The organism is Devosia algicola, assembly GCF_028816455.1.
Taxonomy (GTDB): domain Bacteria; phylum Pseudomonadota; class Alphaproteobacteria; order Rhizobiales; family Devosiaceae; genus Devosia; species Devosia algicola.
The window spans coordinates 2,365,664-2,391,938 of the sequence record NZ_CP118246.1 but is presented as its reverse complement, the minus strand read 5'-3'; the positions used below and the strand labels follow the sequence as shown (position 1 = coordinate 2,391,938).

General features: G+C 56.5%; 19 protein-coding genes and 7 pseudogenes. 15 read left to right on the top strand and 11 right to left on the bottom strand.

Annotation, left to right across the window (positions count from 1 at the left end; genetic code table 11):
* Positions 1-96 precede the first annotated feature (96 nt).
* The 10 genes and pseudogenes from PSQ19_RS12645 to PSQ19_RS12600 all read right to left on the bottom strand — a co-directional run bounded on the left by PSQ19_RS12645 (position 97) and on the right by PSQ19_RS12600 (position 9,919).
* Positions 97-876, bottom strand: a complete 780-nt coding sequence (locus PSQ19_RS12645; RefSeq protein WP_282218026.1) for an ABC transporter permease — start codon at positions 874-876, stop codon at positions 97-99.
* 9 nt (positions 877-885) lie between these two features.
* The gene (locus PSQ19_RS12640; RefSeq protein ID WP_282218025.1) at positions 886-1,602 is read right to left on the bottom strand and encodes an ABC transporter permease; all 717 of its coding nucleotides are present in this window, start codon (positions 1,600-1,602) and stop codon (positions 886-888) included.
* Between the two features lie 61 nt (positions 1,603-1,663).
* Positions 1,664-2,416 carry an ABC transporter substrate-binding protein gene (locus PSQ19_RS12635; RefSeq protein WP_282218024.1) on the bottom strand — a complete coding sequence of 251 codons (753 nt, stop codon included), beginning with the start codon at positions 2,414-2,416 and terminating at the stop codon, positions 1,664-1,666.
* Between the two features lie 37 nt (positions 2,417-2,453).
* Complete coding sequence (locus PSQ19_RS12630; protein ID WP_282218023.1) at positions 2,454-3,239, bottom strand: ABC transporter ATP-binding protein; 786 nt, start codon at positions 3,237-3,239, stop codon at positions 2,454-2,456.
* Between the two features lie 145 nt (positions 3,240-3,384).
* Entirely contained in the window at positions 3,385-4,140 is a 756-nt protein-coding gene (locus PSQ19_RS12625; protein ID WP_282218022.1) for a ribonuclease activity regulator RraA, read from the bottom strand.
* Between the two features lie 11 nt (positions 4,141-4,151).
* The gene (locus tag PSQ19_RS12620) at positions 4,152-5,306 is read right to left on the bottom strand and encodes a mandelate racemase/muconate lactonizing enzyme family protein (RefSeq protein WP_282218021.1); all 1,155 of its coding nucleotides are present in this window, start codon (positions 5,304-5,306) and stop codon (positions 4,152-4,154) included.
* Between the two features lie 68 nt (positions 5,307-5,374).
* A pseudogene (locus tag PSQ19_RS12615) lies at positions 5,375-6,474 on the bottom strand (ABC transporter ATP-binding protein).
* Positions 6,475-6,519: 45 nt separating this feature from the next.
* Positions 6,520-7,401, bottom strand: a complete 882-nt coding sequence (locus PSQ19_RS12610; protein WP_282218020.1) for a carbohydrate ABC transporter permease — start codon at positions 7,399-7,401, stop codon at positions 6,520-6,522.
* Positions 7,398-8,283: pseudogene (locus PSQ19_RS12605) on the bottom strand (carbohydrate ABC transporter permease). Before PSQ19_RS12605 ends, PSQ19_RS12610 begins: the two are co-directional and overlap by 4 nt.
* A gap of 138 nt (positions 8,284-8,421) precedes the next feature.
* Positions 8,422-9,919, bottom strand: a pseudogene (locus PSQ19_RS12600) (ABC transporter substrate-binding protein).
* 231 nt (positions 9,920-10,150) lie between these two features.
* Here PSQ19_RS12600 and PSQ19_RS12595 point away from each other — a divergent pair.
* The 15 genes and pseudogenes from PSQ19_RS12595 to PSQ19_RS12520 all read left to right on the top strand — a co-directional run bounded on the left by PSQ19_RS12595 (position 10,151) and on the right by PSQ19_RS12520 (position 24,717).
* Positions 10,151-10,856: pseudogene (locus PSQ19_RS12595) on the top strand (GntR family transcriptional regulator).
* Between the two features lie 79 nt (positions 10,857-10,935).
* Positions 10,936-12,126 (top strand): annotated as a pseudogene (locus PSQ19_RS12590) (mandelate racemase/muconate lactonizing enzyme family protein); the annotation flags it as partial.
* Positions 12,127-12,209: 83 nt separating this feature from the next.
* Complete coding sequence (locus PSQ19_RS12585; RefSeq protein ID WP_282218019.1) at positions 12,210-13,322, top strand: lactonase family protein; 1,113 nt, start codon at positions 12,210-12,212, stop codon at positions 13,320-13,322.
* Positions 13,323-13,339: 17 nt separating this feature from the next.
* Positions 13,340-14,551 carry a D-mannonate dehydratase ManD gene (gene manD / locus PSQ19_RS12580; protein ID WP_282218018.1) on the top strand — a complete coding sequence of 404 codons (1,212 nt, stop codon included), beginning with the start codon at positions 13,340-13,342 and terminating at the stop codon, positions 14,549-14,551.
* A 101-nt stretch (positions 14,552-14,652) separates the two neighbouring features.
* Positions 14,653-15,484: pseudogene (locus tag PSQ19_RS12575) on the top strand (PQQ-dependent sugar dehydrogenase); the annotation flags it as partial.
* A gap of 315 nt (positions 15,485-15,799) precedes the next feature.
* On the top strand, positions 15,800-16,525 hold the full coding sequence (locus tag PSQ19_RS19855; RefSeq protein ID WP_407649153.1) for a c-type cytochrome: 726 nt from the start codon (positions 15,800-15,802) through the stop codon (positions 16,523-16,525).
* A 487-nt stretch (positions 16,526-17,012) separates the two neighbouring features.
* On the top strand, positions 17,013-17,630 hold the full coding sequence (locus PSQ19_RS12565) for an ABC transporter substrate-binding protein (protein WP_282218015.1): 618 nt from the start codon (positions 17,013-17,015) through the stop codon (positions 17,628-17,630).
* Positions 17,512-18,000, top strand: a complete 489-nt coding sequence (locus PSQ19_RS12560) for an ABC transporter substrate-binding protein (protein ID WP_282220699.1) — start codon at positions 17,512-17,514, stop codon at positions 17,998-18,000. Before PSQ19_RS12565 ends, PSQ19_RS12560 begins: the two co-directional genes overlap by 119 nt.
* Before the next feature lie 22 nt (positions 18,001-18,022).
* A complete protein-coding gene (locus PSQ19_RS12555) occupies positions 18,023-18,805 on the top strand; it encodes an ABC transporter substrate-binding protein (RefSeq protein ID WP_328517770.1) in 783 nt (260 codons plus the stop codon).
* 75 nt (positions 18,806-18,880) lie between these two features.
* Entirely contained in the window at positions 18,881-19,879 is a 999-nt protein-coding gene (locus tag PSQ19_RS12550) for an ABC transporter permease (RefSeq protein ID WP_282218014.1), read from the top strand.
* 8 nt (positions 19,880-19,887) lie between these two features.
* Positions 19,888-20,790: an ABC transporter permease gene (locus PSQ19_RS12545; RefSeq protein ID WP_282218013.1), complete on the top strand. Its 903-nt coding sequence runs from the start codon at positions 19,888-19,890 to the stop codon at positions 20,788-20,790.
* A 5-nt stretch (positions 20,791-20,795) separates the two neighbouring features.
* A complete protein-coding gene (locus PSQ19_RS12540; protein WP_282218012.1) occupies positions 20,796-21,836 on the top strand; it encodes an ABC transporter ATP-binding protein in 1,041 nt (346 codons plus the stop codon).
* Positions 21,833-22,837, top strand: coding sequence for an ABC transporter ATP-binding protein (locus PSQ19_RS12535; protein WP_282218011.1), 1,005 nt, complete (start codon positions 21,833-21,835; stop codon positions 22,835-22,837). Before PSQ19_RS12540 ends, PSQ19_RS12535 begins: the two co-directional genes overlap by 4 nt.
* A gap of 67 nt (positions 22,838-22,904) precedes the next feature.
* Positions 22,905-23,868, top strand: a pseudogene (locus PSQ19_RS12530) (mannonate dehydratase).
* 9 nt (positions 23,869-23,877) lie between these two features.
* Positions 23,878-24,717 (top strand): NAD-dependent epimerase/dehydratase family protein, encoded by an 840-nt coding sequence (locus PSQ19_RS12520; RefSeq protein WP_282218008.1) that lies wholly within the window; start codon positions 23,878-23,880, stop codon positions 24,715-24,717.
* A 6-nt stretch (positions 24,718-24,723) separates the two neighbouring features.
* On the opposite strand, the gene PSQ19_RS12515 is transcribed toward PSQ19_RS12520, so the two are convergent.
* Positions 24,724-25,929: a TolC family protein gene (locus tag PSQ19_RS12515; RefSeq protein WP_282218007.1), complete on the bottom strand. Its 1,206-nt coding sequence runs from the start codon at positions 25,927-25,929 to the stop codon at positions 24,724-24,726.
* Between the last annotated feature and the right edge of the window lie 346 nt (positions 25,930-26,275).

Below are 26,275 nucleotides of genomic sequence, written 5' to 3'. Positions count from 1 at the left end.
ATTGTCAATCTATCCATGCTGGTCGTTCTCCAGGGCGCTACAACGAACGATGTCAGAAGCCTCGCGCGCGAACACAAGACGTAAGTGTGGCACCGTTCACGGTTGCCGCGATGATTTGGCTTGGGTGAAGCTGGGGATGGCCATGCGTGCTTCGACGAGACGCAAGCCAAGCGTGAGCAGGCCTGCCAGGACCAGATACAGAATAGCGCCATAGAGAAAAATGGACAGGTCATATGAGCGCGAGAAAATGGTGCGTGTTTGTCCCATCAGATCCATGACGGTAATGGTTGACACAAGCGCGCTGGCCTTCATCAGCAGGATGACTTCGTTGCCATAAGCGGGCCATGCAATCCGAATGGCTTGCGGAAAAATGATGCGCCGCATGCGTTGGGACCAGGTCATGCCGCACGCCTGGGCCGCTTCAACCTGGCCGTGGGGCAGGTTTTCGATACCCCCGCGCAAAATCTCGGCGACATAGGCGGCGGTGTTCAGCGTTAACGTCAGGAGCCCAACCCACCAGCCTTCTTTGAAAAAAGGCCATAGTGGCCCGAGCCCTTCAGCGCCCATCGAGCCGAGGCCGTAATAGAGCACCCAGAGCTGAACCAATAGCGGCGTGCCGCGAAAGACATAGATATAGGCATGGGCTGGAATAGACAGGAAACGGTTTGGCGACACGCGTGCCAAAACAACCGCGAGCGCAATCAGGAAGCCGAGCACCGAGGAGAGAAGCAGCAATTCTATGGTAACGAAGAAGCCGTCGAAAAACCGAGGACAGGCATTGACGAAAAGTTCGGGACTAATCGGTGAGAGGGCGCTGCAAATGCTGTCAGAGGCAGCAATCTTGAGGTTCAGGTAGGTCTGAACAAGATCGAACATGGTACCCTCCTATCGCGCGAAGCCGCGCCGCGCACCAAGCTCAAGCCGGTGGCGGGCAAGATCGGATATCGCCGTCAGGACCAGGTAGATGACCCCGGCCGATACATAGAACACCAATGGTTGCAATGTGGCTTCGCTGGCGACCTTGGCCTGACGCAATAGTTCGTCGAGCGCAATGACGGCGGCGAGCGATGTGTCTTTCAACAGAACCATCCAGAGGTTGGCTAGACCCGGCAGCGCAAAACGCCACATCTGGGGCAGTCGAACCCGCCTGAAAACCTGCATCGGTGACATGCCGGTTGCTGTTGCCGCCTCAATCTGGCCGGTGGGTACCGCCAGATAGGCGCCTCGAAAAACTTCGGAGGCGTAAGCGCTGAAGATCAGGCTCAGCCCGGCGACCGCCGCAGTAAATTTTGGGACTTCGAAATAGCTTTGAACGCCAAAGCTGCTCGCAATCTTATGAACGACAAGATCGAGGCCGAAAAAGACCAACAGCAACACAAGGAACTCGGGGGTGCCGCGAATGAAGACGATATAGGTGTTGGTCAACCAGTTCAGCGGGCGCCACGGTGACAGGCGGCCGCCGGCTAGCAGCAATCCTAGCGCCAGCCCGCAAACAAGGGACACGGCGGCGAGTTGGATGGTTATCCATGCGCCCGCCAGCAGGTCGTCGCCCCAGCCGGTATCGCCAAATGCGAGGAGCGAGAAAACCGATTCGTTGTTCATGGCGTCCCCGCTTTATGTCGGCGCGACCGAACAAAGGAAGGGTCGCGCCGAAAGGCCTTGATCAATAGATGTCGAAGGGGAAATATTTCGCGTTGATTTCGGCATAGGTGCCATTGTCGCGAATGGTCTTGAGCGCCGCATTGAAGGCGTCACGCAACTCGGTGTCGTTCTTGCGGATGGCAATACCAATCTTGTCGTCGATGTCGATATTGTCGCCAATGAACTCGAAACCATCATGGGACTGCAACCAGTCATAGGCTGGGTAGATATCGGACACCATGGCGTCGATCCGACCGGCGTCAAGATCAGAATAGGCTGCAGTCTGGGTGTCGTACAATTTGACGTCGGCTGTGCGACCCAGATTGTCCTCGGCCCATTGGGACGCAACGGTGGAGCGCTCGGCGCCAACCGACTTGCCGGACAGATCATCGGCGCCGGAAAGGCCGCTGCCCTTCTTGGCCATGACATGAAGATAGTTTGAATAGTAGGGTTCGGTGAAGCCGACCGATTGCTGACGCTCTGGCGTAATCGACATTGAAGCGATAATGGCGTCATATTTGTTGGCGACCAGTCCTGGAATGATCCCGTCCCAATCCTGGGCAACCATGGTGCACTCGGCCTTCATTTCGGCGCACAGTGCGTTGGCGATATCAATGTCAAACCCGACCAGATCGCCGGCGGCGTTTTTCATGTTGAATGGGGGGTAGGCACCCTCGGTGGCAATTCGGATCTGCATGGTCTGCGCCTGGGCCGCACCGGCGGTGGCCGCCGCGATTGTTGCGACAAGTGCAACGGTCAGAAGTTTTTTCAGCATCTGGTTCTCCTTTGGTAATTGCTGTTTTTCGGCGTCGTTACAAAACGCTTGCCAGAAATTTGCGACAGGCATCGGTTTTCGGCGACTGGAAAATCTGTTCGGGCGGCCCCTGTTCGCCAATCCGGCCCTGATGCAGGAAGATGACGTTCTCGGAGACTTCGCGGGCAAATCCCATTTCATGGGTTACCACGACCATGGTGCGGCCTTCGGTGGCCAGATCGCGCATGACCGCCAGTACTTCCCCGACAAGTTCAGGATCGAGGGCGGACGTTGGCTCGTCAAAAAGCAGAATTTTGGGCTGCATGGCCAAGGCACGGGCGATTGCTGCGCGCTGCTGTTGGCCGCCGGACAGGTGGGCGGGATAGGCATCGAGTTTGTCGGAGAGCCCGACGCGCGCCAAAAGTGCTTCGGCCTGTTCTGCGGCCTCGGCCTTGGGCACCTTTAGCACCTGCACGGGGCCTTCCATGACATTTTGGCGAATGGTCATGTGTGCCCAAAGATTGAAATTTTGAAAGACCATGGCCAGGCTGGCGCGGAACAACCGCACGTCGCGCTGGTTGGTGATGTGGCGATGGCTGCGCCCGGATGGAGACAGTGGCAATTTCTTGCCATCGACGGCAATCTCGCCCCTGTCGGGAATTTCAAGCAGGTTAATGCACCGGAGCAGTGTGGACTTGCCGGACCCGGACGCTCCTATCAGCGAAACCACTTCGTGCTGGCGTGCGCCGAACGTGATGCCCTTGAGCACTTCAAGACCGCCAAAATCCTTGTGAATGTCAGTGACCGAGAGATAGTCCTGCCCCGCAGTGCCGTTTGTGGTCACGCCATGGTTCCTGTTGCCTCGCACCCAAGGGGCTTCTTGGTTTCGGCCCCGTTGGTATTCCTTTAGCCTATCTTTTATCCTTTGGTCAAAATCTTAGAATGTCGGTGGGGTTGGGAAGCAAGTCGTCCGTGGGCGACAAGCGCCTTTATTGTTTTGGCGGTGGCGCGATCGGATTGTGCTTGCGCCATTCTTCGTATTCCTCACGCGCGTCATCGTGCAACGGATAGTATCGCTGGAGCGGCTCACCGGCCATCAGCTTCATGCGGGAAAAATCTTCCCAGTCATGGCTCTTGTTGGCGTTTTCAATCATTTGCTCGGCCAACCCGATGGGTACGACTACGGCACCATCATCATCTGCAATGATGATGTCGCCGGGGATAACGGTGACGCCGCCACAAGCAATGGGCGTGTTGACCGCGAAGGGCATCAGATTGGTCTGGGTGTGGAAATTTGGGGTCCAGCCACGAATCCATACCGGGATGTCGAGCTTTTTGAGGTTGGGCTGATCACGCAGACAGCCATCGATGACCATGCCGGCACCCCCACGTCCCTTGAAATAGGTGCTCATCATGTCGCCGAAAACGCCCGGGCTCATATCTCCGCGGGCGTCGACCACAACGACGTCCCCCTCCTCGACATGATAAAGAACATGTCGATGGAGTTGCTTTTCGGGGTCGATATATTCGCCATCGCTATATAGATCTTCGCGACGCGGCATGAATTGCAAGGTAAGGGCCGGCCCGGCGATTGCCTTGCCGGGCGAGGAGGCGATCGGCCCCTGGATGTGACAATTGCGAATGCCCATATGGGCCAGGGTGCTGGACGCGGTGGCGGCGCCAACGGCAAGGACAGCCGCGACCAGTTCTTTGGAAGGTCGGGTAATGCCGGGTGTGTGGGTCATCTGAAGTCTTTCTACCAGTTGGTGATCGAGCCGTCGTTGCGGTGCAGGTGGGGCGCTTCCCAGAACTTGAAGCTTTGTTTTTTGACAGTGTCCTCATCAACCTCAATGCCAAGGCCAGGGGCGTCGCTTACGTCGTAAACGGCGCCGTTGAGTACGGGCTGTCCGGTGAAAATTGTGCTGTCGTTGAACCCAAGATGGGATTCGCCCGGCGAGGCGCGGGTTTCCAGCCATGAAAAGTTGGGAACAGCGGCGGCGAAATGAACGGTCGCCGCGGTACAAATGGGGCCGAGCGGGTTGTGCGGCATCATGTCAACATAGTGCGCTTCGCTCCAGCCCGCGACCTTCATGGACTCGGTGAGGCCACCAACGTTGCAGACATCGATGCGGTTGAACTGATGAATGTCGCGCTCGATATAGGGCACAAATTGCCATTTGCTGGCAAATTCTTCGCCAATAGCGAAGGGAACATCGACCAGTTTACGCAGCGCTTCATAGGCCGCCGGGGTTTCATCGCGGATGGGCTCTTCCAGGAAATCGAGAGTGCCGGAGGGCATTTTCTGGCAGAAGCTGGCGGCCTCTGCCACAGATAGGCGGTGGTGATAATCAATTCCCAAGACCACGGCGCTGCCCAATGCTTCGCGCGCCTTGATGCACCATTCGGCTGTTGCCGCGATTGATTGCCGGGGCTCGAAAATATTGTCGTCGCCGAAACTGGCGGGCGACAGCCGCATGGCGTTCCAGCCAAGGGCAATAAGCTCTTTTGCCTGCTCGATCATCTCGGCGCCGCAGGGGCCCTTTGTCGTCGCGAAGGTGGGAATATGGTTACGTTGCTTGCCGCCCAGAAGTTCATAAACCGGCACGCCCAGCGCCTTGCCCTTGATGTCATGCAGGGCGATATCAATGGCGGAAATGGCAGCGGTAAGAACGCGGCCGCCTTCAAAATACTGGCTGCGATACATTTCCTGCCACAGGGCGCCGATCATCATCGGGTCGCGTCCGATCAGGAATTCGCGATAATGTTCGATGGCGCCGACCACGGCTTTTTCACGCCCCGACAAACCGCTTTCGCCCCAGCCAAAAATACCGTCATCGGTCTCGATCTTGACGATGAGCTGGTTCCGCGTGCCCACCCAGGTGGGGTACGGGTGAATGGCAGTTATTTTCATGGCAGTGACACCTAAGGTGGGTCGTGGTGGGAAGAGTGCCTGAACCGATCAATTATCGGTGGCGGTCGTCACGCGGCGGTCAGCGCCATTTCGGTTTCACCATCAAACAGGTGAATGCGCTCCTGGTCAAACTCGATCCAGACCTCTTCATCAGGTTTGACGTCGATCGAGGGGTCGAGGCTGACAATGACTGTTGCCCCGCTTAGAAAAACCTGCACAAACGTGACGTCGCCCGTTGGCTCAACAGTATAAACCCGGCCCGGTACGGCGCCAGGCGAAGATGATTTGTGCAATTTTAGTGTTGAATGGCGCGCACCAAGCACGATCTTGCTGGTCGAGGCGGTTTTCGCCTTCCTGCTATTGGCCTCCGACAGGGGCAACTGCCAACCTTCAGTGGAACCGAGGGCAACCGCGGCGCCGGTTGTGATCGCCTCCAGCGGTATCAAGGCTCATCGCCGGGCTACCGACAAAGCTGGCGACGAACATGTTCACCGGATGCTCGAACACGTTTTTCGGCGAGTCATATTGCTGAAGAAAGCCGCCACTCATGACGGCCATCTTGTCGGCCATGGTAACCGCTTCGAGCTGGTCATGGGTGACGTAGATCACCGTCGCCTTGAGATCCTGATGGAAGCGTTTTAGGCTCAGTGCGCATCTGCACGCGCAGTTTGGCATCGAGGTTGGACAAGGGTTCGTCCATCAAAAAAACCTGCGGATCGCGCACCAGCGCGCGACCCAGTGCTACGCGTTGCTGCTGACCGCCCGAGAGTTCGCGCGGCTTGCGCTGCAGCAGGTGTACGATGTCAAGCACTTTGGCGGCGTCCATGACTTTGACATCAATCTCGGCTTTGGAGAGTTTGCGCATCTGCAGTGGGAACGCGAGATTTTTGTAGACAGTCTTGTTGGGATAGAGTGCGTAATTCTGGAACACCATAGCGATGTCGCGATCCTTGGGATCGAGATCGGTGACATTGCGATCACCGATCATCACATCGCCGTCGGTCATTGGCAGCAGGCCAGCCACGAGATTGAGCGTTGTGGTCTTGCCACAGCCCGATGGGCCGACAAGGGCGACGAATTCGCCATCTTCGACGGTCAGCGAGACATTGTTGACCGCATATAGGCTGCCATACGTTTTGACGATATCTTTGAGTACTACTTGAGCCATTCAATTCCCCTGAAGACCTAAGGCTCGCGCCAGCGGCGCGCGCCGCTAATGTTTGACGGCGCCTTCGGTAAGGGCGCGAACAAAGTATTTTTGCAGAACCAGGAACAGAACCACGACGGGCACGCTCATCAGGAAGGTTGCCGCCATAAGGCCTGGCCAGTCGGTGGCGAATTCGGTGAAGAAGCGCTGGATGCCGACCGGGAGTGTCATCGAATCCTGTTTGGAGAGGAACGTGTAGGCATAAACATATTCGTTCCAGGCTCCGATAAACGAGAAAATAGAGGTGGCAATAATGCCGGGGGTCGATAGCGGCATGACAATGAAGAAAAAGGCCTGAAAACGGGTCGCCCCATCAATGCGCGCTGCCTGCTCCAACTGGATCGGGATATTGTCGAAAAACCCCTTGAGTAGCCAGATAGAGAGCGGCAGGCCAAAGGTGAGATAGGTCAGGATCAAGGAGCCATGGGTATTGACCAGTCCCATCCAGCGCATCAACAAGAATAGCGGCATCAGGAAAACCACGGACGGGAACATGTTGCGCAGCAGTACCGAAAAGAACAGGAATGTGCGGCCCGGAAAGGTAAATCGCGAAAAGGCGTAGGCGGCCGGCACTGCTACAATGACCCCAAGGATCGTGGTGACCATCGAAACGTAAAAACTGTTCCAAAAGTAACGCAGAAATTCCTGCCCGGTCGATCCATTTGGATCGAGCAGCTTGGCATAGTTTTGCAATGTCGGTTCGGCCGGCCACCATTGCGGCGGATATTGCATGGCGGCGAATTGTGACTTGATCGAGGTCAGCACCATCCAGAGCATCGGCAGGACGGTGAAGGTTAGCAGAAACAACAGGAAGAAACGGCCAACCCAACGCCAAGGATCAATCTTGACCCGACGGCGGCGGCTTGGGGCTGCGGAGACCATACTCATTTGACCCTCGTATCGTCACCGCGCGTCAGAGCGCGAACGTAAAAATATCCCAGCGTCATCATGACGATGAAAAGTATCACCGAGTAGGCAGAGGCCAGCCCGTAGCGTTGGCGACCGAAGGCGATGGTGTAAATCTGGGTGATCCAAATGTCGGAGGCGCCCGCGGGGCCGCCGCTGGTCATGATCCAGGGGATGATGAAGGCGTTGAAGTTGGCCACCATGAGCAGCAGTACCGTAACCATCGACACGCCTTTAAGATGTGGCACGGTTACGTGCCAAAAGCGTTGCCATGCGTTTGCACCATCCACCTGAGCTGCCCGCAACAGCTGGTCGGGAACGGTTTGAAGGCCTGCCATCAGCATGATCATCGCAAAGGAAAATTCCTTCCAGATATTGACCACGATCAGCGAGGGTAGAACGGTATGGATATTGTCGATGAAATTGATCGGGCGATCTGTAAGACCGAACTGCACCGCCAGGGCACCGATGACGCCGAAATCGGAATGATAAAGCCATTTCCAGACATAGGATGCCGCCACGGCGCTAACCACATAGGGGATCAGCAATACGGCTCGTAGCACGCCGCGTCCGAGAAATTCTCGATGCAGGGAAAGAGCAGCGCCCAATCCGAGCAGGAATGCAAAAAAGGTTGAGGCCACGGTCCAGATGAACGTGTTCATCGTGACTTCGCGGAACGAGCGGCTGGTCAGAATACGCGCGTAATTATCCAAGCCAATAAAGACCTTGTCCTTCATCTGCAAATTGGATGGCGTATTAAAAAGGCTCAGGCTCGATAGTGTAATAGATCGGATAGGCAATCACGATCATCATGACGATCAGCGCCGGCAGCACATATAAATAATCGCTGCGTCGATCGATCATCTGTCTTAGCACGCCGAAGCGAATGGGCCGCTTGGCCCGCGCCGCAATCTCACGTTCCGTGGCGATGCTCACTGTAAACCTCGTCTCTGACCCCTGGGAGACCGGCGGCGTTGACGCCGCCGGTCATATTGAAGTGGATCACAGGCCGTTGAGCAGATCGTCAACCCTGCGCGCGGCGTCGTCTGCGGCCTCATCAACCGTCATCTTGCCGGTCAGAGCATTTTGCAGCATGTCAGGAACAATGATGTTCATGATCTCGGTTGCCTGAGGAATAACCGGGAAGGGAATGCCGCTGGGCAGCATCGACGTGGTGACGTCAAGGAACTTGATCGAGTCAAGACGCTCCTTCATCCATTTGGTCTTGAACCCTTCCAGATTGCCCGGATTGGAGCCGGTCCAGGCCAGTTTGGTTGACCATTCAGGGCTGTTGTAGAAGCAGGCGAAGGCCTTGGCGGCCATTTCATCAAAGTCGCCGTCAACATATTCGGGCTTGATGAAATGCATGTTGGAGCCACCAAACACCACGGCACGACGTGCCGGACCCTTGGGGATCAGGCCATAGCGCATGTTGGCAACCACAGCATCGGCAACGGGCTTGTCAGCGCCGGTCGCCTTGCCTGCCAGATCCACCATCTTGGCATATTCGGATGGATGCGCGATCACCATGGCGACCTGTCCGGCAATGAAGGGCTGCTGGTTTTCGTTCTGGGTATTTGTCAGGGCCGAGACCGGCACCGACTGGTCGCGTACATACATGTCGTAGGACGCTTGAAGGGCGGCTTTGGCGCCATCGTTGTTGATTTCGACGGTGTTATATTTCGGATCGTCGCTCGCTTCATCCAGAGCGCCACCGCCATAGGCCCACATTTGAGGCATGAAGCGGAAGGGGGTGTTCCCCGCATTCTGCTTGGCCACCATGCCGTAGCCGGCAATGCCCAGCTTGTCGTGGATCTGTTTGGAGTATGTTACAACATCATCCCAGGTTGCCGGTGGGTTTTCGGGGTCCAGACCGGCGCGTTTGAAGATGTCTGCGTTCCAGATGAAACCCATGGTTTCGTTGTTGGTCGGGATGCCATAATATTTTCCGTCATATGCAACGGACTTCATGGCTCCGGGCCAGAAATTGGCGGTTTCGTAGCCAACGTCTTCTGGACGCAGGCTCCTGGAAATAGCCCTTTGAGGCAAATTCAATGCCGCCCAGGATCTGCAGACGCAGCACCATCGGGCCGGCGTTGCCCAGCAAGGCAGTACGCAGTTTGTCAAGTAACTGGTTGTAATCGATGTTTTGCGCGTCGGTTTCAATATTGGGATAGGTGGCTTTCCATGCCGCCCAGAATTCGTCATTGATCTGGCGTTCGATATCGGGCGATGCCTCATTGGGGCCGGTCCACCAATAGGTGAGCTTTCCCTTGTAATCGAGCGGTACCACTGCTGCGCAAGCCGCGGCTGTATCGACTTCTTCAGTGCCTGCGATTGAGCGAATATATTCGGGTGACCACTGGCTGATATCAACAGCCTGGGCGAACACGGTGCTCGACAAGAGTGAAGCGGTTGTCAGTGTGGCTACTGCGTAACAAGCGAGCCGCCGACGCGTCGGCGAGCCTGGCCGCGCGACGCGGCCCTGCGAATTCGTCATCGATAGTCCTCCTCAACTGTGAAAGACCGTCCAGCCCCGTCGGCTGAACCAGGACTTCCTATGCAGCGTGCGCTGCGCCTCCTTGGGGCCGGGCTTGCTGCCCGTATCTCCCATATCGAACAGTTCCAGACTGTTGGGTGTATGTCAATAATGCATGGATCACACATTATTTGTGACGTTTTGCGTGCGAGACGACTTGGCTTGTGTGAAAAACCGGCTTAACACTAGGGAATGAGCCAATCCAGCGACGTCATTCAGACCGCGACGAGTGCAGACGATCTGCCGGCGACGGTCTATGAAATGATCCGCGAAGACATTGTTTCGGGGCAGTTTGCGCCCAATGCGCGCCTTAAGGTGGCGGACCTGGCCAAGCGCTATCGTACATCGACCAATCCGGCCCGCGAAGCATTGCAGCAACTGCGCGGCGAGGGTTTTGTGATCATGGAGGCCAATCGGGGGGCGCGTGTACGGCCGATCGATGAAGCATTTGTGCGCGATATCATCGAGATCGAAGTGTTAATCGAGCCGGCTCTTACGCGCTGGTTCGTTTCTATCGCCGCAGACGCCGACATTGCCGAGCTTGAGGCTGCCCAAGACGAAATCGAGGCCCTCAATTTTGCTGACGGTACGCGACATGGACAGGCTCGATACGCAGTTTCATCAGTTGATTTATGATCGTCACTACAATCGTCATGCTGCCGAACTCTGGTGGAAGCATCGCGAGATTCTTCGCGCTATCAGTCGGCGCTTTCCGACGTCGCTGAGCCGTCGAGGATCGGTACTAAGCGAACATCGTGAGCTGATTGGTGCCATCCGCGCGCAGGACGCAGATGCCGCAGCGGCTATCGTGGCGCGACATGTACAGGGTTCGGGGCGTCATATCATCGAGCAAATGGGCGTCGCAAAACGTTCCGAGGCGTCCAAGCGCCCGGCATAGTTGATTATTGGGGAGGGGAAATTATGGCTGCCAGAGAGAACCGGATATATGGCCGTGGCCAGACATGCGGGACGATGTCATGAAAATTACTGACCTGAAATGTGCCGTGATCGGCCGGCATCCGGTGATCCGCATTACGACCGACGAAGGCATTCATGGCCTGGGAGAAGTGGAATATACCAAGCCTTACATCAAACCGTGGGTCATGCATTTTCGCGAGGCGCTTATCGGAGAAGATCCGACCGATGTCGAGCGGGTCATGCTCAAGATTCGCCAGCGCGGCTCGTTCAAGCCCCATGGTGCTGCTGTCAGCGTCATTGAACACGCTTTGTGGGACATTGCGGGCAAGGCCGCCAATGTTCCAACCTACAAATTGCTAGGCGGCAAGGTGCGCGACAAGGTGCGGGTCTATAATGGCTCGATCCGTCAAAAGCGCAGTGGCGACAGGCCGGAGGACTATGCCGCTGACGTCAAGTGGATGATGGAGCAGCCGCAGAACTTTTTCATGGTCAAGCAGGGCGTCGGGTTTCATTCCAACATGAAGCGAAGCGTGCCCGACTTTCATTATGGAGTGACCCAGCCCCCCGAATATCACGGCGCCATGGATCAGGGCGTGATCAGCGAGCATGGTTTCAATCACATGCTCGATTGCGTGGCGGCGATGAAGGAGGTTTTGGGCGACAAGGTCAGCCTGGCACTCGATTGTGGTCCGGGCTGGATGCTGCCCGACGCCATCCGTTTTGCACAGGCTGTGGAAAAACATCGGCTGATGTGGCTCGAGGACATGCTGACCGGGGATTACGTGCCATGGGTCAATGCACAGGCCTATCGCGAGTTGACGCACGCTACGTCAACGCCGATCCATACGGGCGAGCAAATCTATTTGCGCAATAATTTCAAGGAACTGATCGAAACTCAGTCAGTGCGCGTCGTCGGGCCCGATCCCGCTGACGTGGGAGGCATCGCCGAACTTAAATGGATCGCCGAATTTGCCCAGATGCATTCGATCCTGATGGCCCCTCATGGAACGGCCAATGGCCTGCTGGGGTTGGGCGCCCTGATTAATGTGTGCGCGACATTGCCGGCAAATTTCGTGGCATTCGAATATCCAAGTGCCTCGGACAGTTGGTGGGCAGACATTGTGGAAGGCCTGCCCGACGGTCCGATTGTGACCAACAGCATGGTTGACCTGTTGCCGCGACCGGGGCTGGGGCTTGACCTGAATGTTGACGCGACCAAGCCCTATCTGCGGGACGAGGATGCCGACTTTTTGATTGAATGGGCGGGCGGTAGTGCGGCCTACACGCGTTCGCATCTCGCCAGCTTTGACGGCGCATATATTGTGGAGACTTGATGCCTCAAGCTTTATTTTACGTCGGTGGTTGCACCCGAAAAATGGGATATGTCGCGGCTCCTGCGGCCAAGGGAATAGCGGGTTTTCGGCTCGATCTGGCAAGCGGCGAGGTCGTGTCGCTTGGGGTCACCGGAGGCATTGATAATCCGACTTTCATCGAGGTGGCACCCGATGGGCAGTCACTGATCGCAACCAGCGAAGTGGAGGGGTGGCACGAAGGCACGATCACAGGCTATGGGATCGACCAGGACAGCGGCGCGCTTGACTATTTGTCCAAGCAACCGACACGGGGCGATGTCACGGCGCATTGCAGTCATGACAATTCGGGCCGCTATGTTGCGAGCGCCAATTATTCCGGGTTGCCGACGACGGTTCGGCCCAATAAGTCGCTGGCGGTCTACCCTAGATCGGGCGATGGCACATTGGCTGCACCGGTCTCGGAGGCCACACACCATGGTCGCGGACCAAATCTGGAGCGGCAGGAGCGTCCCCATGCCCACTGCGTGCGATGGACGCCGGATAATCGCTTCTTGATCGCAACGGATCTGGGGACGGATCGATTGATAATTTACGCCTTTGACGCTGAAACCGGGGCGATCACCCGCCACGGCGAAACCGTAATGCCCGCGGGGTCGGGGCCGCGTCATTTTCGCTTCCATCCAAGCCTGCCGCTGGTCTATTGCGCCAACGAGCTGGACTGCACGTTGGCGACGCTGGCGTTTGGTGCTGAGGCGGGGCGCTTGGAGGTCATCGGGGTCACCCAAGTATTGCCGAAGGCGGATCTGCCGTCGGACTCCTGTTCGGCCATAGCTATTCCCAAGGGCGGTCGGCATGTCTTTGTGGGCATTCGCGGCCAGAACTGTATTTCGGGATTTGATATCGATCAAACCAGCGGCGCTACACGCTTTATCGACACCACGCCGAGTGGTGGGCGGGTGCCACGGGATTTCGCTTTCGATCCGACCGGGAAAGTGCTCGCAGTGGCAAATCAGGAAAGCGATTGCCTCAACATGTTCGCCTATGACGCCAGCAATGGCGGCTTGACGCCATTGGGCAAGCCGATCCCGACAGGTTCGCCAACCGTTGTCGCCTTTCACCCCGATGTCCACTGAAACAAAGGGCCAGCCTCATGAAAATCACTGATATCAAAATTATCGTTGCCTCGCCCGGTCGAAACTTCGTGACGGTCAAAATTATTACCGATCAGGGCCTTTATGGCATTGGGGATGCGACGGTCAATGGTCGGGAAAAGGCGGTTGTGGCCTATCTCGAAGACCATGTTGTGCCCTGTCTCATCGGTCGTGATCCGGCCCGGATCGAGGACATCTGGCAGTATTTGTACAAGGGTGCCTATTGGCGGCGCGGGCCGATTACCATGGCGTCCATCGCCGGTATCGACATGGCACTTTGGGATATCAAGGCCAAGGCGGCCAACATGCCGCTTTACCAGCTATTGGGGGGGCGCTCGCGTGAGCGGGTGATGGTTTACAAGCATGTCGGCGGGATGGATATTGGCGAGGTGGTGGAAGGTGTTCAGGCGCTGCGCGAGCAGGGGCTTGATGCGATCCGCGCCCAGGTGTCAATTCCAGGACTGCCGCCAATATATGGCACGGGACCGTCAACGGATCAGGCTGCTGGTGGCATGATCAGAGCACTGCCCAATGAGGAGGTCTGGGCGACCCACAAATATCTGCCATTAGTGCCCAAACTGTTCGAGGCACTCCGCGACAAGGTCGGTTGGGATGTGCATCTGCTACATGACGTTCATCATCGGCTGACCCCGATCGAAGCGGCGCGGTTGGGCAAGGATCTCGAACCATACCGGCTGTTCTGGCTGGAGGATGCAATCCCGGCCGAACTTCAGGATGGTTTCCGCATCGTGCGTCAGCATACAACGCAACCGCTGGCTGTAGGTGAGATATTCAACACGGTCTGGGACTGTCAGCAGCTGATTTCGGAGCAATTGATCGACTATATCCGGGTTACCTCGGTGCACGCAGGTGGCGTGACGGGGCTCAAGCGTATATTCGATTTTGCCTCGATCTACCATGTCCGCTCGGCTTGCCATGGTCCGATGGATGTGTCGCCAGTCGCGATGGGATGCAATATTCACGTTGATGTCGCCATCCCCAATTTCGGGATCCAGGAATTTTCCGGATATACCGGGGCGACCCACGAAATGTTCCCCAGCGCCTGGTCCTATGAACGCGGTTATGTGCAACCCGGCGAAACTCCGGGACACGGTGTCGATATCGATGAGGCGGTCGCTGAAAAATATCCCTATTCTCCTGCCTATCTTCCCGTCGCGCGGCTCGAAGATGGCACTTTGACCAGCTGGTAGGAGGGCGAAATGGGCGGCCATGACATTGCGATATCCCTTCCGACCCCGCCATTGCGGCCAGTGCGCAATGGTTGGCATGAAAATCGCTGGAGCCTGATGGGATGATTTGTCGCCTGCTCGTCCTGATCGCTGTGTTGAGTGCAACCGCGCCGGTGGCGGCGCAGGACACGCCCGCGTCGGTCGTTGCCGGTAGGGTGCCATTTGCGATGCATGTTGTGGCAAGCGGCCTTGCTGATCCCTGGGAATTAAGCTGGGGGCCGGACAATTATCTTTGGGTCACCGAGCGGACCGGCGGCAAAATTGATCGCATCAATCCAAAGAACGGAGCAAAGAGCACACTGATTGCGCTAGACGATGTATCGGCGCCGGGTGGACAGGACGGTCTGCTCGGGATGGCGTTTCATCCCGATTTTTTGACCGGTTCGGGCACAGATTTCGTTTATGCGGCCTATACATATGTCGACATGTCACGCCCTGATCCGGTAGTAACCGACCACGACAATCCCTACCGCTATCTTTACACCAAAATCGTTCGCCTGAGTTACGATCGTCAGTCCGAACTGCTCGGTGATCCGGTTGAACTGATTAAGGGTCTGCCCGCCAGCAACGACCACAATTCTGGCCGCATGAAAATCGGACCTGACGGCAAGGCTCTATTTTACCATTGGTGATGGCGGCAAGAACCAATTGGGTAATTGGTGCATTCCCACCGAAGCCCAGCGATTGCCAACGGCAGATGAATTGGCAGCCGACGATTTCATCGCCTATCAGGGCAAGTCGCTTCGGCTCGAGCTTGACGGCAGTATTCCACTGGATAACCCGGTGCTTGATGGGGTGCGTAGCCATGTGTTCACCTATGGGCATCGCAATATGCAGGGTATCGATTTTGCGCCCGATGGGACACTTTATGCCTCGGAGCAGGGGCCAAAGACTGATGATGAGGTCAATATCCTGGTACCCGGCGGCAACTATGGTTGGCCCCATATTGCCGGGTTTAGAGATGACAGGGCCTATCAATATGCGCGCTGGAAGGATGCGACGACGCCATGCGCGCAATTGCAGTTCAGCGATATAGTCATAGACCCCTCGGTGCCCGTTGAGGATGAAACGTCGTGGACCGAGCCGTTCAACGCGCCATTGGCAACCCTGTTTACGGTGCCCAACGACTGGGATTTTGCCGATCCGACGTGCAAAGGCATTGATTTCATCTGTTGGCCAACGGTGGCCGCGTCAAGTATCGAAGCCTATATGCCGAAAGTGTCGCCGATTCCGGGGTGGGATAATTCGCTGCTGGTGACGACACTCAAGCGCGGGTCGATCTACCGATTGCCGCTGACGCCGGATGGCGCCCATCTACGCGGGCCGATCGAGCGCTATTTCCAGTCGGAAAACCGGTTTCGCGATACTGCTGTCAGTCCGGACGGGCGGTCAATTTATGTTGCGACCGATACCGGAGGCCTGGCCGAAGCCCTGAGCGGTGGAACCACCACGACACTGCAAAATCCTGGCGCCATTCTGGTATTTACCTATGAGGGCGGCGCTAACGAAGCCGTGACGCCAAAGGATGCAACGACGCGGCGTACCGGCTCGCCCGATATGGCCCCGGCCCCTGTGCAGTCGGCAGGATTGGCGGTACATTATACCGCTGAGCAGGCCGGGCGCGGCAGTACTTTGTATGCGGCCAACTGTGTTTCGTGCCATGGTCCGAACCTGGTGGGTGCCAACCATGGCACGCCACTATCAGGCGCGTATTTTGCCGACAAGTGGGCGGGCAGGAGCGTCGATAGACTGTTTCAAGGGATGCGGGACAGCATGCCGCCATCGCGACCGGCGACGCTTTCTGATCAGGAATACATCGATCTCGTGGCCTATATCTTGTCGGTCAACGGGGCAAAAGCGGGGGCGGTAGCACTCGCTACCGAAACGGATCAACTTGATCTGATGGTCATCGAAACCAGTGGGAAGGAGGAATGAGCCAATGGTGGGGTGGCAACCCCGTAATTCGGCGCCAAAATTCAAGGATATGACGGAAATTGTGCTCCGTGCTTGGGGTAGTGCTTCCCTTTGTTGACTTGATAGTTTTCCGCCGCTAACAATTAAGAATAACAAAAACCGATGGCCGCAGTGGTGCTGGCAAATATCGGTTAAGAGGAGTGCCAATTTATTCAACTGCATTTTGCGGGTTGATTTGTGCTGTTCTATTTATAGTTGATATTGCTTCAGTTCAATTTGACTGTCGATCGCACGGAGTGGCTTACAAAGCATTTTCAGATTGAATGCTGTTCAGTCTGATCGGCAAAAGGTGGATGAGAAGCAGGTGCTGGTTCAGCGCCAGACAAGAGCCGAGGTGGCATGGTCCGCTTCAAAATGGAGGTTAGGCAAGCCCGCAGTCCGACGACCCAGTTTAAGATATCTCGAAATATTTTCGTTCCACGGACAGAAAATGGGAGAAAACTGTCACATGGTTAGACTCAATTTAGCTGCCGCATTGGTGTCGCTTGCCCTGGTTGTTACGCCAGTCGCGACCTTTGCACAGGATGCTGCGCCGGTCGCAGCAACCGAAATCGTTCCAACGTCACCGCTGCCCGTCGTGCCGCGCAACCAAACGGTTGCATTGGCGTGGGGCGTGGCTGGTGGGTCGTCCATCGGGACGACCAATCCCTGGGCGCTGCCCGGCTATACCCATCAGGAAGGCAACAACCTGATGTGGGAACCGCTGATGTATTTTGCCATCTACAAGAACGAGTTCATTCCATGGCTGGCCGACAGCATGGAATATACCGATGACAATTTTACCACGTTGGAGATCAAGCTAAATCCGGAGGCCAAATGGTCTGACGGCACTCAGGTGACCTCAAAGGATGTGATGTACACGTTCCAGGGGCAGATCGACAGTGAGAAGCTGCCATATCACACTCAGTTTGAGCAGCAGGTCGCGAGCATGTCAGGCTCCCGACGATCTGACCGTCGAGGTCAAGTTCAATTCGCCTTCGCCGCGTTTCAAATTCGAAGTGCTTTCCGAAAAATTCGATACCGGCATTCCGATCGTTCCGGCAGCCTATCTGTCGGCTCAGGCTGACCCAACCACAGCACCGGGTCGTGATGAAATACCGCATTCGGGGCCATATGATATCGTTGCCTGGAACGCCAACCAGAAGATATTTGATCTTCGCCCTGATTGGTGGGCTGTAAAGGCCGGTCGTATCGCTGAGCCAGCAGTCAAGCGGGTTGTTGTGGTCAATATTCTCAACCAGCCGATCGACACCGTTGCCCAGCGTATCGTCAACAATGAGTTCGATTCGTCGGTGGACATGCGGGCCCAGATCATCGGTACAATCCTAGATCAGAACCCGGACGTTCAATCCTGGACCGGTACTGACTCGCCTTATGGCTATCTCGACTGGTGGCCGAATTCGCTGTGGATGAACGACCAGGCTCGCGCCCTATAGTGATCCAAACGTTCGCAAGGCCATCAGCCTGGCGATTGATCGTGATCTGATCGATAACATCCTTTACGAAGGCGCCAAGATCGCAACGATCTATCCGTTCCCGCTTTATCCGAACCTTCAGGCTTTTGTCGACTCACCTGAAGTCAAGGCTGAGCAGGCCAAATACGACCCTGGCAAGTTTGATCTTGATGAAAGCGCCCGGCTTATGACCGAGGCGGGTTTCACCAAAGACGGTGACGGCTTGTGGGCCAAGGACGGCAAGACCCTGGATGCCACCATTCAGGCGTTTGAAACCATCCATGGCGACATCGCTCCGGTTCTAGCCGAAATGTTGCGCAATGCCGGCTTTGACGCGAACGTCAATTTTGGTACCGACGCCTTCCAGAACATGGTGGATGGCAAGGCCGGGCTCTATCTGTTCGGCCATGGCGCCAGTCTGTTCGATCCGTTTGAGGCGCTTAACCTGTACCACGGCAAGTTCAGCAGCACGATTGGCTCGGCTGCGGGCAACAACCGGTTCTCGCGCTACAGCAATCCTGAATATGACGCATTGATCGATGAGATTTCACCGCTCGATTCGAGCGATCCGAAGTTCATTGAGGGTGCCGCCAAAGCCCTGGGTATCTACTGGCGCGATACCATTGATGTGCCGGTCATCCAGTGGTTGCATCGCATTCCATACAACAATCACTATTGGACCAACTGGCCATCCGCGACCAATCCGGTTATGGGCACCAATGGCGCTTTCTGGGCACATACCGGGATGCTGGTGATTGCCTCGCTGAAGCCTTCCGGGGCCGAGTAACCTGCACAACGACGTGCGCGCCCTTATCGGGGCGCGCATCCTTGCCCGCGTCACCAGACATCAGGGACTACTGCATTGAGCATCAAGATTATCGTCAAGCGGCTGCTGTTTCTTGTCCTGGTTATCTGGGCTGCCTCGACCATCGTATTCTTCGTGCCACGACTGTCGTCGCGAAATGCCATTCGCGAACGTTTCGGAGAGCTGGCCCGTACAGGCGGATTTTCGCCTGGCGACCTCGAAAAGCTCATCGCCTCGATGCAGCAACAGTTCGGCCTCGACAAGCCGCTGCTCGAGCAATATCTCCAATATCTCAATAACGTTATCCACCTCGATTTTGGTTATTCGCTCTATAAATATCCCTCCACTGTCACCGAATTGATCTCTCAGGCTTTGCCCTGGACGATTGGTCTGCTGCTGGTGACGACCATCATTGCGTTTGTCATGGGCACTTTGCTAGGGGCTGTGGCCGCCTGGCCCCGCGCGCCGGGCTGGCTGCGCGCATTTGCGACCCCGTTCATCCTGTTAACCGGTGTGCCACCGGTAATCATGGCCATTTTGTTGGTGTTTTTCATCGGCTTCCGGCTCAAATGGTTGCCGTTGGGCAGCGCCTATTCGGTGGGTGTGGTACCCAATTGGTCCTGGACATTCTTTTTCGATCTGATGGCGCATCAGATCTTACCCGCATTCTCGCTAATTCTGGGGTCGGTTGGCGCCTGGGTATTGTCGATGCGTGGTATGGGCATCACCATCCAGGGCGAAGACTATGTGAATTTTGCGGAGCACAAGGGGCTGACCGGCGGGCGCATTTTCCGCGATTATTATTTGCGCAATGCCTTGTTGCCGCAGGTTACCGGTCTGGCGCTAGCGCTCGGTACGGTCGTTACCTCCGCGGTTATTGTCGAGGGGCTATTCGGTCTGCCGGGCATTGGTTCATTGCTCAATCTGGCGATCCGATCGAACGACTTTCCCACCATATACGGCATCGTGCTGTTCATCACCATCGCCGTGGCCACGCTGATGACGGTGCTTGAATTTGTCTATCCGCTGTTGGATCCGCGGATCCGGAACACTTAGGAGCCAACATGGCAACGATTGCTGTATCCGCGGATCAAGTGCCCGAACAGCCCAAGGCGCTGACGCTCTTTTTCCGATATCTCAACCGCAACAAGGGATTGGCTCTGGGCTTGCTTATCCTGTTGCTGCTCACGCTTTTCACGGTGATCGGCCTGTTGGTGATCAATCCCAAGCACGCCTATCCCCTGTCGGCGGCGCTCAAACAGCCGCCAAGTCTCAAATATCCGTTCGGGACCGATTTTTTTGGCCGTGATCTGTTTGCGGCGATGGTGGTGGGCATGTGGCAAACCGCGGCAATCGGCCTTTTGGCTGGGGGCATCGGTACCTTTATTGGCGTGGTTCTGGGCTTCTCGTCGGCCTATTTTGGCGGCTGGGTGGATTCAGGCGTGCGCACCATCTGCCAGATTCTAACGCCGATTCCAGTGCTGCTGATTCAGGTGGTCATCGCGGGCTCGCTCGACAAACGTGATGTCACCATCCTGACCATGGCCCTGATCGTGGTGCTGCTGGCATGGATGGGGCCGACTTTGGTGATCCGGGCGCAGGTGCTCACCATGAAAGAACGGCAGTTCGTGGCCGTCGCCAAGCTGTCGGGCATGAGTGATTTCGGCATTATTTTCAAGGAAATCCTGCCCAATCTGTTGCCGTTCATTGCGGCTGCCTTTGTCGGCCAGGTGTTTGCAGCGGTGTTTGCCTCACTCTATCTCGCGGTGCTTGGCCTTGGGCCGTTGCGTGAACCGCTATTGGGGAACATCATCTGGGCCGCGCAATCCCAGGGCGCGTTTTTCAACGGCTGGTGGTGGTGGCCGCTTGAGCCGGCCTTTGGGATGATATTGATCCTGGGTTCGCTTGCATTGATCAATATGGGGCTGGACGAACTGGCCAATCCGCGCGTCAGGAAATCGGAGTGACCGGAATGAGTTCAACGATAGCGAGTGCGCAAGCCGGTTCGCGCAATGCCACCCAGGCATTTGATGCGTCTGGTGAGCCGCCGGTCCTGCGAGTCAAGAATCTCGAAGTCACCTACTATACCGATAGCGGGCGCGCCAAGGCTTTGGATGACGTCAGTTTTTCGCTGAGTGCTGGCGAAAAAATGGGCATGGTTGGCGAGTCGGGCTCGGGCAAGAGCACTATGGCGCTGGCGATGATGCGCATGATCAAACCCCCCGGCCGCGTGGAAGGTGGTAGCGTTTTTATCGACGATGTCGATCTGATGGCTCTTGATCCCAAGGCCATGCGACAGGCGCGTCTCAACAAGATCGCCTATATCCCGCAGGGGGCGATGAACTCGCTTAATCCGGTCATGCGGATCGGGTCACAAATGGTGGATGCAATCAAATCCCATGCACCGTCAGAGTCTCGTACCGCGATTCAGGATCGCTGCATGCATGCACTTAAATCGGTGGATCTGGATTCCAGCGTTTTTGGCATGTATGCGCATGAATTGAGCGGTGGCATGAAGCAACGCGTTTGCATTGCCATTGGCGTGTTGCTCGAGCCAAAAGTCATTATTGCGGACGAACCGACCAGTGCGCTGGACGTTGTTACCCAGCGTCAGGTCATGGAAACCATTGACCGGGTGCAGGATGAGATCAACGCGGCGGTTATTCTGATCGGTCATGACATGGGTCTGATGGCTCAGTTCGTTGACAAGGTTGGGGTGATGTATGCCGGGCGGCTGGTGGAAGTCAGCACGGTACGCGACATGTTCACCGATCCAAAGCATCCCTATTCGCAGGCGCTGATTTCAAGTTTACCCAATCTGGATAATAAGGGTGTCTTTCAAGGGATACCCGGACTGGCGCCTTCGCTATTGCGACTGCCGAGTGGCTGCGCGTTCCATCCGCGCTGCACAAAGGTCATGGATACGTGTCCCAAGGTTCGACCTGAGGTGGAGTATTTGCCCGACGGTCGCATGGTGATCTGTCACCTGTATGACGAGGAGACAGAACATTGAGCAATCTTTTGGAACTCAAAAATGTCTCCAAAGTATATTCGCGCGGTCTGATTCACGCGCAGTCCAACGTGGCGTTGCGCGACATGTCACTGACATTGCGCGAGGACGAGCCAACGATCATGACGGTTGCGGGGGAAAGTGGTAGCGGTAAGACCACACTTGCGATGCTATTGCTCGGCTTCATAACGCCGACGACCGGCGAAATCATCTATCGTGGCAAGAATATCACCGGGTTGATGGGCAAGGATAGACTGGCTTATCGACGCGAGGTTCAGGCGGTGTTTCAGGATCCGTTTGCGGTGTTCAACCCGTTTTACACCGTTGACCATCTGCTCACTGTACCGATCAAGCGTTTCAAGCTGGCCAAAAACAGGGCCGAAGCGCGCGACCGGATGGAAGAGGCACTTACAGCGGTTGGTCTGCGACCTGAAGACATATTAGGACGTTTTCCGCACCAATTGTCAGGCGGTCAACGCCAACGCATCAATGTGGCGCGGGCACTGCTGCTCAAGCCCCGGCTTTTGATCGCCGATGAACCGGTGTCGATGGTCGATGCATCATTGCGCGCCAATATTTTGGAAACATTACGCAATCTGCAACGCGACTATGGTGTGTCCATTATCTATATCACCCATGACCTGACCACGGCCTATCACATCGCCAAATCTATTATTGTTCTGTATCGCGGGGCGATCATGGAGGCTGGCGATGTCGATGCAGTGATCAAGGATCCGCAGCACCCGTACACAAAGCTTCTGGTCGATTCCATTCCCTGGCCAAATCTGGACCAGCGTTGGGGCGAGCATCCAATTGTGGCGCGTGAAGCAGGCGGCGTCAGCGCCGGGTGCCCGTTCCGTTCGCGCTGCCCGTCCGCAATGGATGTGTGCGCGACACGGCCTCCCTTATTTCGCATCAGCGAAAGTCAGGCCGCATCGTGCTATCTGCATGCTGAGCGGCCCGAAATCGTGGCGGAGCGGTTGACCGAACTATTGCCAGTCTAGCGCCCGTCATCGGGCACGGCCACTTGCTGTCGTGTCTCCAGTCAATTCAACCAAATCGCGAGGCATCATGCTCGAAATTGCTGAGTTCATCAGTCCGACGCCGTCCCCTGTGTGGAAATTGGCACAACAGGCCGGGGTCAATTTGGCGGTCGGTGGCCTGCCTTTTGATACACTCAAGGCCGACGAACAGGTCGGCGATTATGCGCCGCTGTCCCGCATGAAGGATGTCTATGACAATGCCGGGTTCAAGATCGCCGTGATCGAGGCGCGCCCGCCCCTGAACAAGGCCAAGCGCGGTCTGCCGGGCCGTGACGAGGAAATCGCCACCGTCTGCACCATGATTGAGAGCATGGGACGGTTGGGCATTCCGGTCTGGTGCTATGAGTGGATGGCCGATTTCAACTGGGTCCGCACAAATTTGGCAACACCCTCACGTGGAGGCTCGGTGGTCACCAGTTTCGATGTCAACGACGTCCGCGATGACATGACTAGCGAGCCGCCGATCAGTGAAGAGGCACTTTGGGAGCATCTCGAATATTTCTTGAAGATCGTGTTGCCGGTTGCCGAAAAAGCCGGTGTAAAACTATCCATGCATCCGGACGATCCGCCGCTGTCACCGATTGCGGGGGTTGGTCGGATCATGCGCAGTGTTGACAATTTTCAACGCCTGATCGAACTGGTACCCAGCAAGATGAATACAATTACCATGTGTCAGGGCAACTTCACCCTGATGACCGATGATTTGCCGAGTGTCATTCGAAAGCTTGCCGACAAGGCTCTCGTTCATTCACTTCCGCGACGTGCGGGGCGTGCCAGAGCGGTTCGAGGAAACCTGGCACGATGCGGGCAAAACCGACATGCTTGCGTGCATGAAAGCATATCGGGACATCGGTTTTGAAGGCGTGCTTAGGCCTGATCATGTGCCAACGGTCGAGGGTGACAGCAACGCCCATGCGGGCTATTCCGCCTTTGGGCGACTTTATGCCATCGGTTATATCCGTGGGCTGCTTCAGGCGGTTTACGAACAATAGGAAGCGACAATGCGAATTGCGGTTACGGGCGCCAGTGGCGCTATAGGTCGGGCCATCGTCGAGATGGCGCTGGACCAAGGTCACAGCGTGGTCGGTATTGATCGGGTGGCGCCCGCAACTGCCAGCGCGACTGGCGATATCAGTTTCGTGCAGGCTGACATGTCTGAATATGACCGGCTGGTTGAGGCCTTCGCTGGCTGCGACGGCCTGATCCACATGGCGGCCATTCCCTCGCCGGGCCGACATCCGGACCACATCGTGCACAATAATAATGTGGTAGGCAGCTACAATGCGCTACGGGCGGCGGCGGAGAATGGCATTATGCAGATCTGCCAGGCCTCGAGCGTCAATGCCATCGGCCACGCCTTTAGTCGTCACCCACGCTATGACAACTTTCCATTGGATGAAAGCCACGCCAATTACAGCGAGGAGCCGTACAGCTTGTCAAAATGGATATGCGAGGAGCAGGGCGAGAGTTTTGCACGGCGGTACGAAGACATGACCATCGCCAGCATGCGCTTTCATCTGGTGGTGCCAGAGCGCGCGGATGCGATCAATATTTATTCCAGAAACGGGCAAAGCCCCGAACATCATCTTTGGGCGTGGACTGGTCGGGCGTCGGCCGCGGATGCTTGCCTCAAAAGTCTTGAAGCGGCATTTACCGGACACGAGGCATTTTACATCGTTGGCCCTGACACGACTGAGACAACACCTAGCCAGACGCTGGCAGTTCAGCATTTTCCCAAAGTGCCGATCACAGGAGATTTGAGCGGCAATCGCAGCTTTTTCAGTTCCGCCAAGGCCGAGCGCATGCTGGGTTGGCGCCATGGCGAGGCAAAACTGACATAGTCTATTCTATCGGCTCAGGGCTTGGGTCAACTCGCCGGTCAGGCGAAGCATACGATATTGGGCGCGCAGGACGTCGAACTGGGCGGTAATCTGTTCAGAGCGCGCTGAACTCAGTTCCTGCTGGGCGTCGAGCAGTTCAAATATCCCGCGAGTGCCGCCCTGAAACTGTTGGGTGTAAAGGTCGACAACGTCCTCGCCCGATTTGATGCGACCAGCAATATTGCCAAGGCGAGAGGCGGCGGTATCAAGGACACGGTCGGCGTCGTCGACGTCAAAGCGCAAATTGTCGAGGGTGCGGCGATAGCGATATTCGGTCTCGGACACCCGCGCCTCGATTTGCTGGATCTTGCCGGCGCGGTCGCCGCCATCGAACAGGCTGCCATTGATCGACAACATGGCGCGCGCATCGGTGCGTGCCGGGTTATTGCCACCCACATTCATCTGGATATGGGCGCTGCCCTCCAGCGTCACCTTGGGAAGGTAGTCGAGTTGTAGCGACTTGATCTGTGCCAGCAGACTCGCCTTGTCCTGCTTGATCGACAAAAGCTGCGGGTCTGTTGCGGCGTAACGCGAAATGTCGGCGTCGCTGACTTTGCCCTTTGCCTTTGGCGGTGTCGGTATCCTCAGACTTCCAGGCGACATGCCGGTCACCCGTTCAAAGGTGCTGGCCGCCGTGCGACGTTCGGCGACCAGGTCAATGGTTTGGGCGCGCGCGGCGTCGAGCCGGGTGAGAGCCTTTTGCACGTCGGCCATGGTGCCATTACCACCCTGCTCATTCAACGTAACGATGTGGTGCATTTGCTCGTGCGCCGCTTCATTTTTACGGCTATTGGCAATTTGCAGGTCGAGTTCGAGAACGGCCAGATAGGCTTCCACAGCGGCGGTTATGACCTCGGTGGTCTTGGCGTCAAGGCGCAAACTCGCCGACTTTTCCAACGCCTTGGCACGGTCGACGTCGGAGGCAGTCTTGCCAAAGTCAAACAGCAACTGGGAGGCTCGGATGCTTGCCTCGGCGCGATCGGCCTGCGTGGTTATTTCGGTGTCGTAAGCGTAGGTACGTTCAGGGCCGTAGGCCGCGCTATAGTCGACAGTGGGCATATAGGGCACCTGGGCAACGCCGACACCAGCGCTGGCATCCTGGGCCTGCGCCCGGGCGATGCCGATATCAGGGTTAGTCTTGAGCGTGTAGGCGATAACATCTGTCAGCGGCATTGGGCCGCCTCGTGTGGGGGTCGTGCCAATCGTGGTCTCCTGGGAAGCCTCGATGGAGCCGGTAATATCCCCGGCGGCACTGCGCGAATAACTGGTCGTTTGGGTGCTGGTGCAGCCCCATAGAGTGGCGCTGCTCGTCAGCACTAGGGCGACGGCTATTCCGCGTGCGGACCTCGCACCACTCAACGCTGACATTCAACTGCCTCTTACTAGATGAACGCAGCATTAATTTTTTAGGTTAAGAATCGCTTAAAAGTGGGTGACCTGGAGGCGGAAGAGTTAGTTTTTCGGCCATTTGTGATCGATAGTTGCATTTTAGCGAACGAGGACGCTGTTTCTTAATTAG

Coding starts and splice junctions, on each gene's coding strand:
- PSQ19_RS12645 (WP_282218026.1), bottom strand. CDS start 876: ATGTTCGATCTTGTTCAGACCTACCTGAACCTCAAGATTGCTGCCTCT.
- PSQ19_RS12640 (WP_282218025.1), bottom strand. CDS start 1,602: ATGAACAACGAATCGGTTTTCTCGCTCCTCGCATTTGGCGATACCGGC.
- PSQ19_RS12635 (WP_282218024.1), bottom strand. CDS start 2,416: ATGCTGAAAAAACTTCTGACCGTTGCACTTGTCGCAACAATCGCGGCG.
- PSQ19_RS12625 (WP_282218022.1), bottom strand. CDS start 4,140: ATGACCCACACACCCGGCATTACCCGACCTTCCAAAGAACTGGTCGCG.
- PSQ19_RS12620 (WP_282218021.1), bottom strand. CDS start 5,306: ATGAAAATAACTGCCATTCACCCGTACCCCACCTGGGTGGGCACGCGG.
- PSQ19_RS12610 (WP_282218020.1), bottom strand. CDS start 7,401: ATGAGTATGGTCTCCGCAGCCCCAAGCCGCCGCCGTCGGGTCAAGATT.
- PSQ19_RS12585 (WP_282218019.1), top strand. CDS start 12,210: ATGCCTCAAGCTTTATTTTACGTCGGTGGTTGCACCCGAAAAATGGGA.
- manD (WP_282218018.1), top strand. CDS start 13,340: ATGAAAATCACTGATATCAAAATTATCGTTGCCTCGCCCGGTCGAAAC.
- PSQ19_RS19855 (WP_407649153.1), top strand. CDS start 15,800: ATGCCGAAAGTGTCGCCGATTCCGGGGTGGGATAATTCGCTGCTGGTG.
- PSQ19_RS12565 (WP_282218015.1), top strand. CDS start 17,013: ATGGTTAGACTCAATTTAGCTGCCGCATTGGTGTCGCTTGCCCTGGTT.
- PSQ19_RS12545 (WP_282218013.1), top strand. CDS start 19,888: ATGGCAACGATTGCTGTATCCGCGGATCAAGTGCCCGAACAGCCCAAG.
- PSQ19_RS12540 (WP_282218012.1), top strand. CDS start 20,796: ATGAGTTCAACGATAGCGAGTGCGCAAGCCGGTTCGCGCAATGCCACC.
- PSQ19_RS12520 (WP_282218008.1), top strand. CDS start 23,878: ATGCGAATTGCGGTTACGGGCGCCAGTGGCGCTATAGGTCGGGCCATC.
- PSQ19_RS12515 (WP_282218007.1), bottom strand. CDS start 25,929: ATGCCGCTGACAGATGTTATCGCCTACACGCTCAAGACTAACCCTGAT.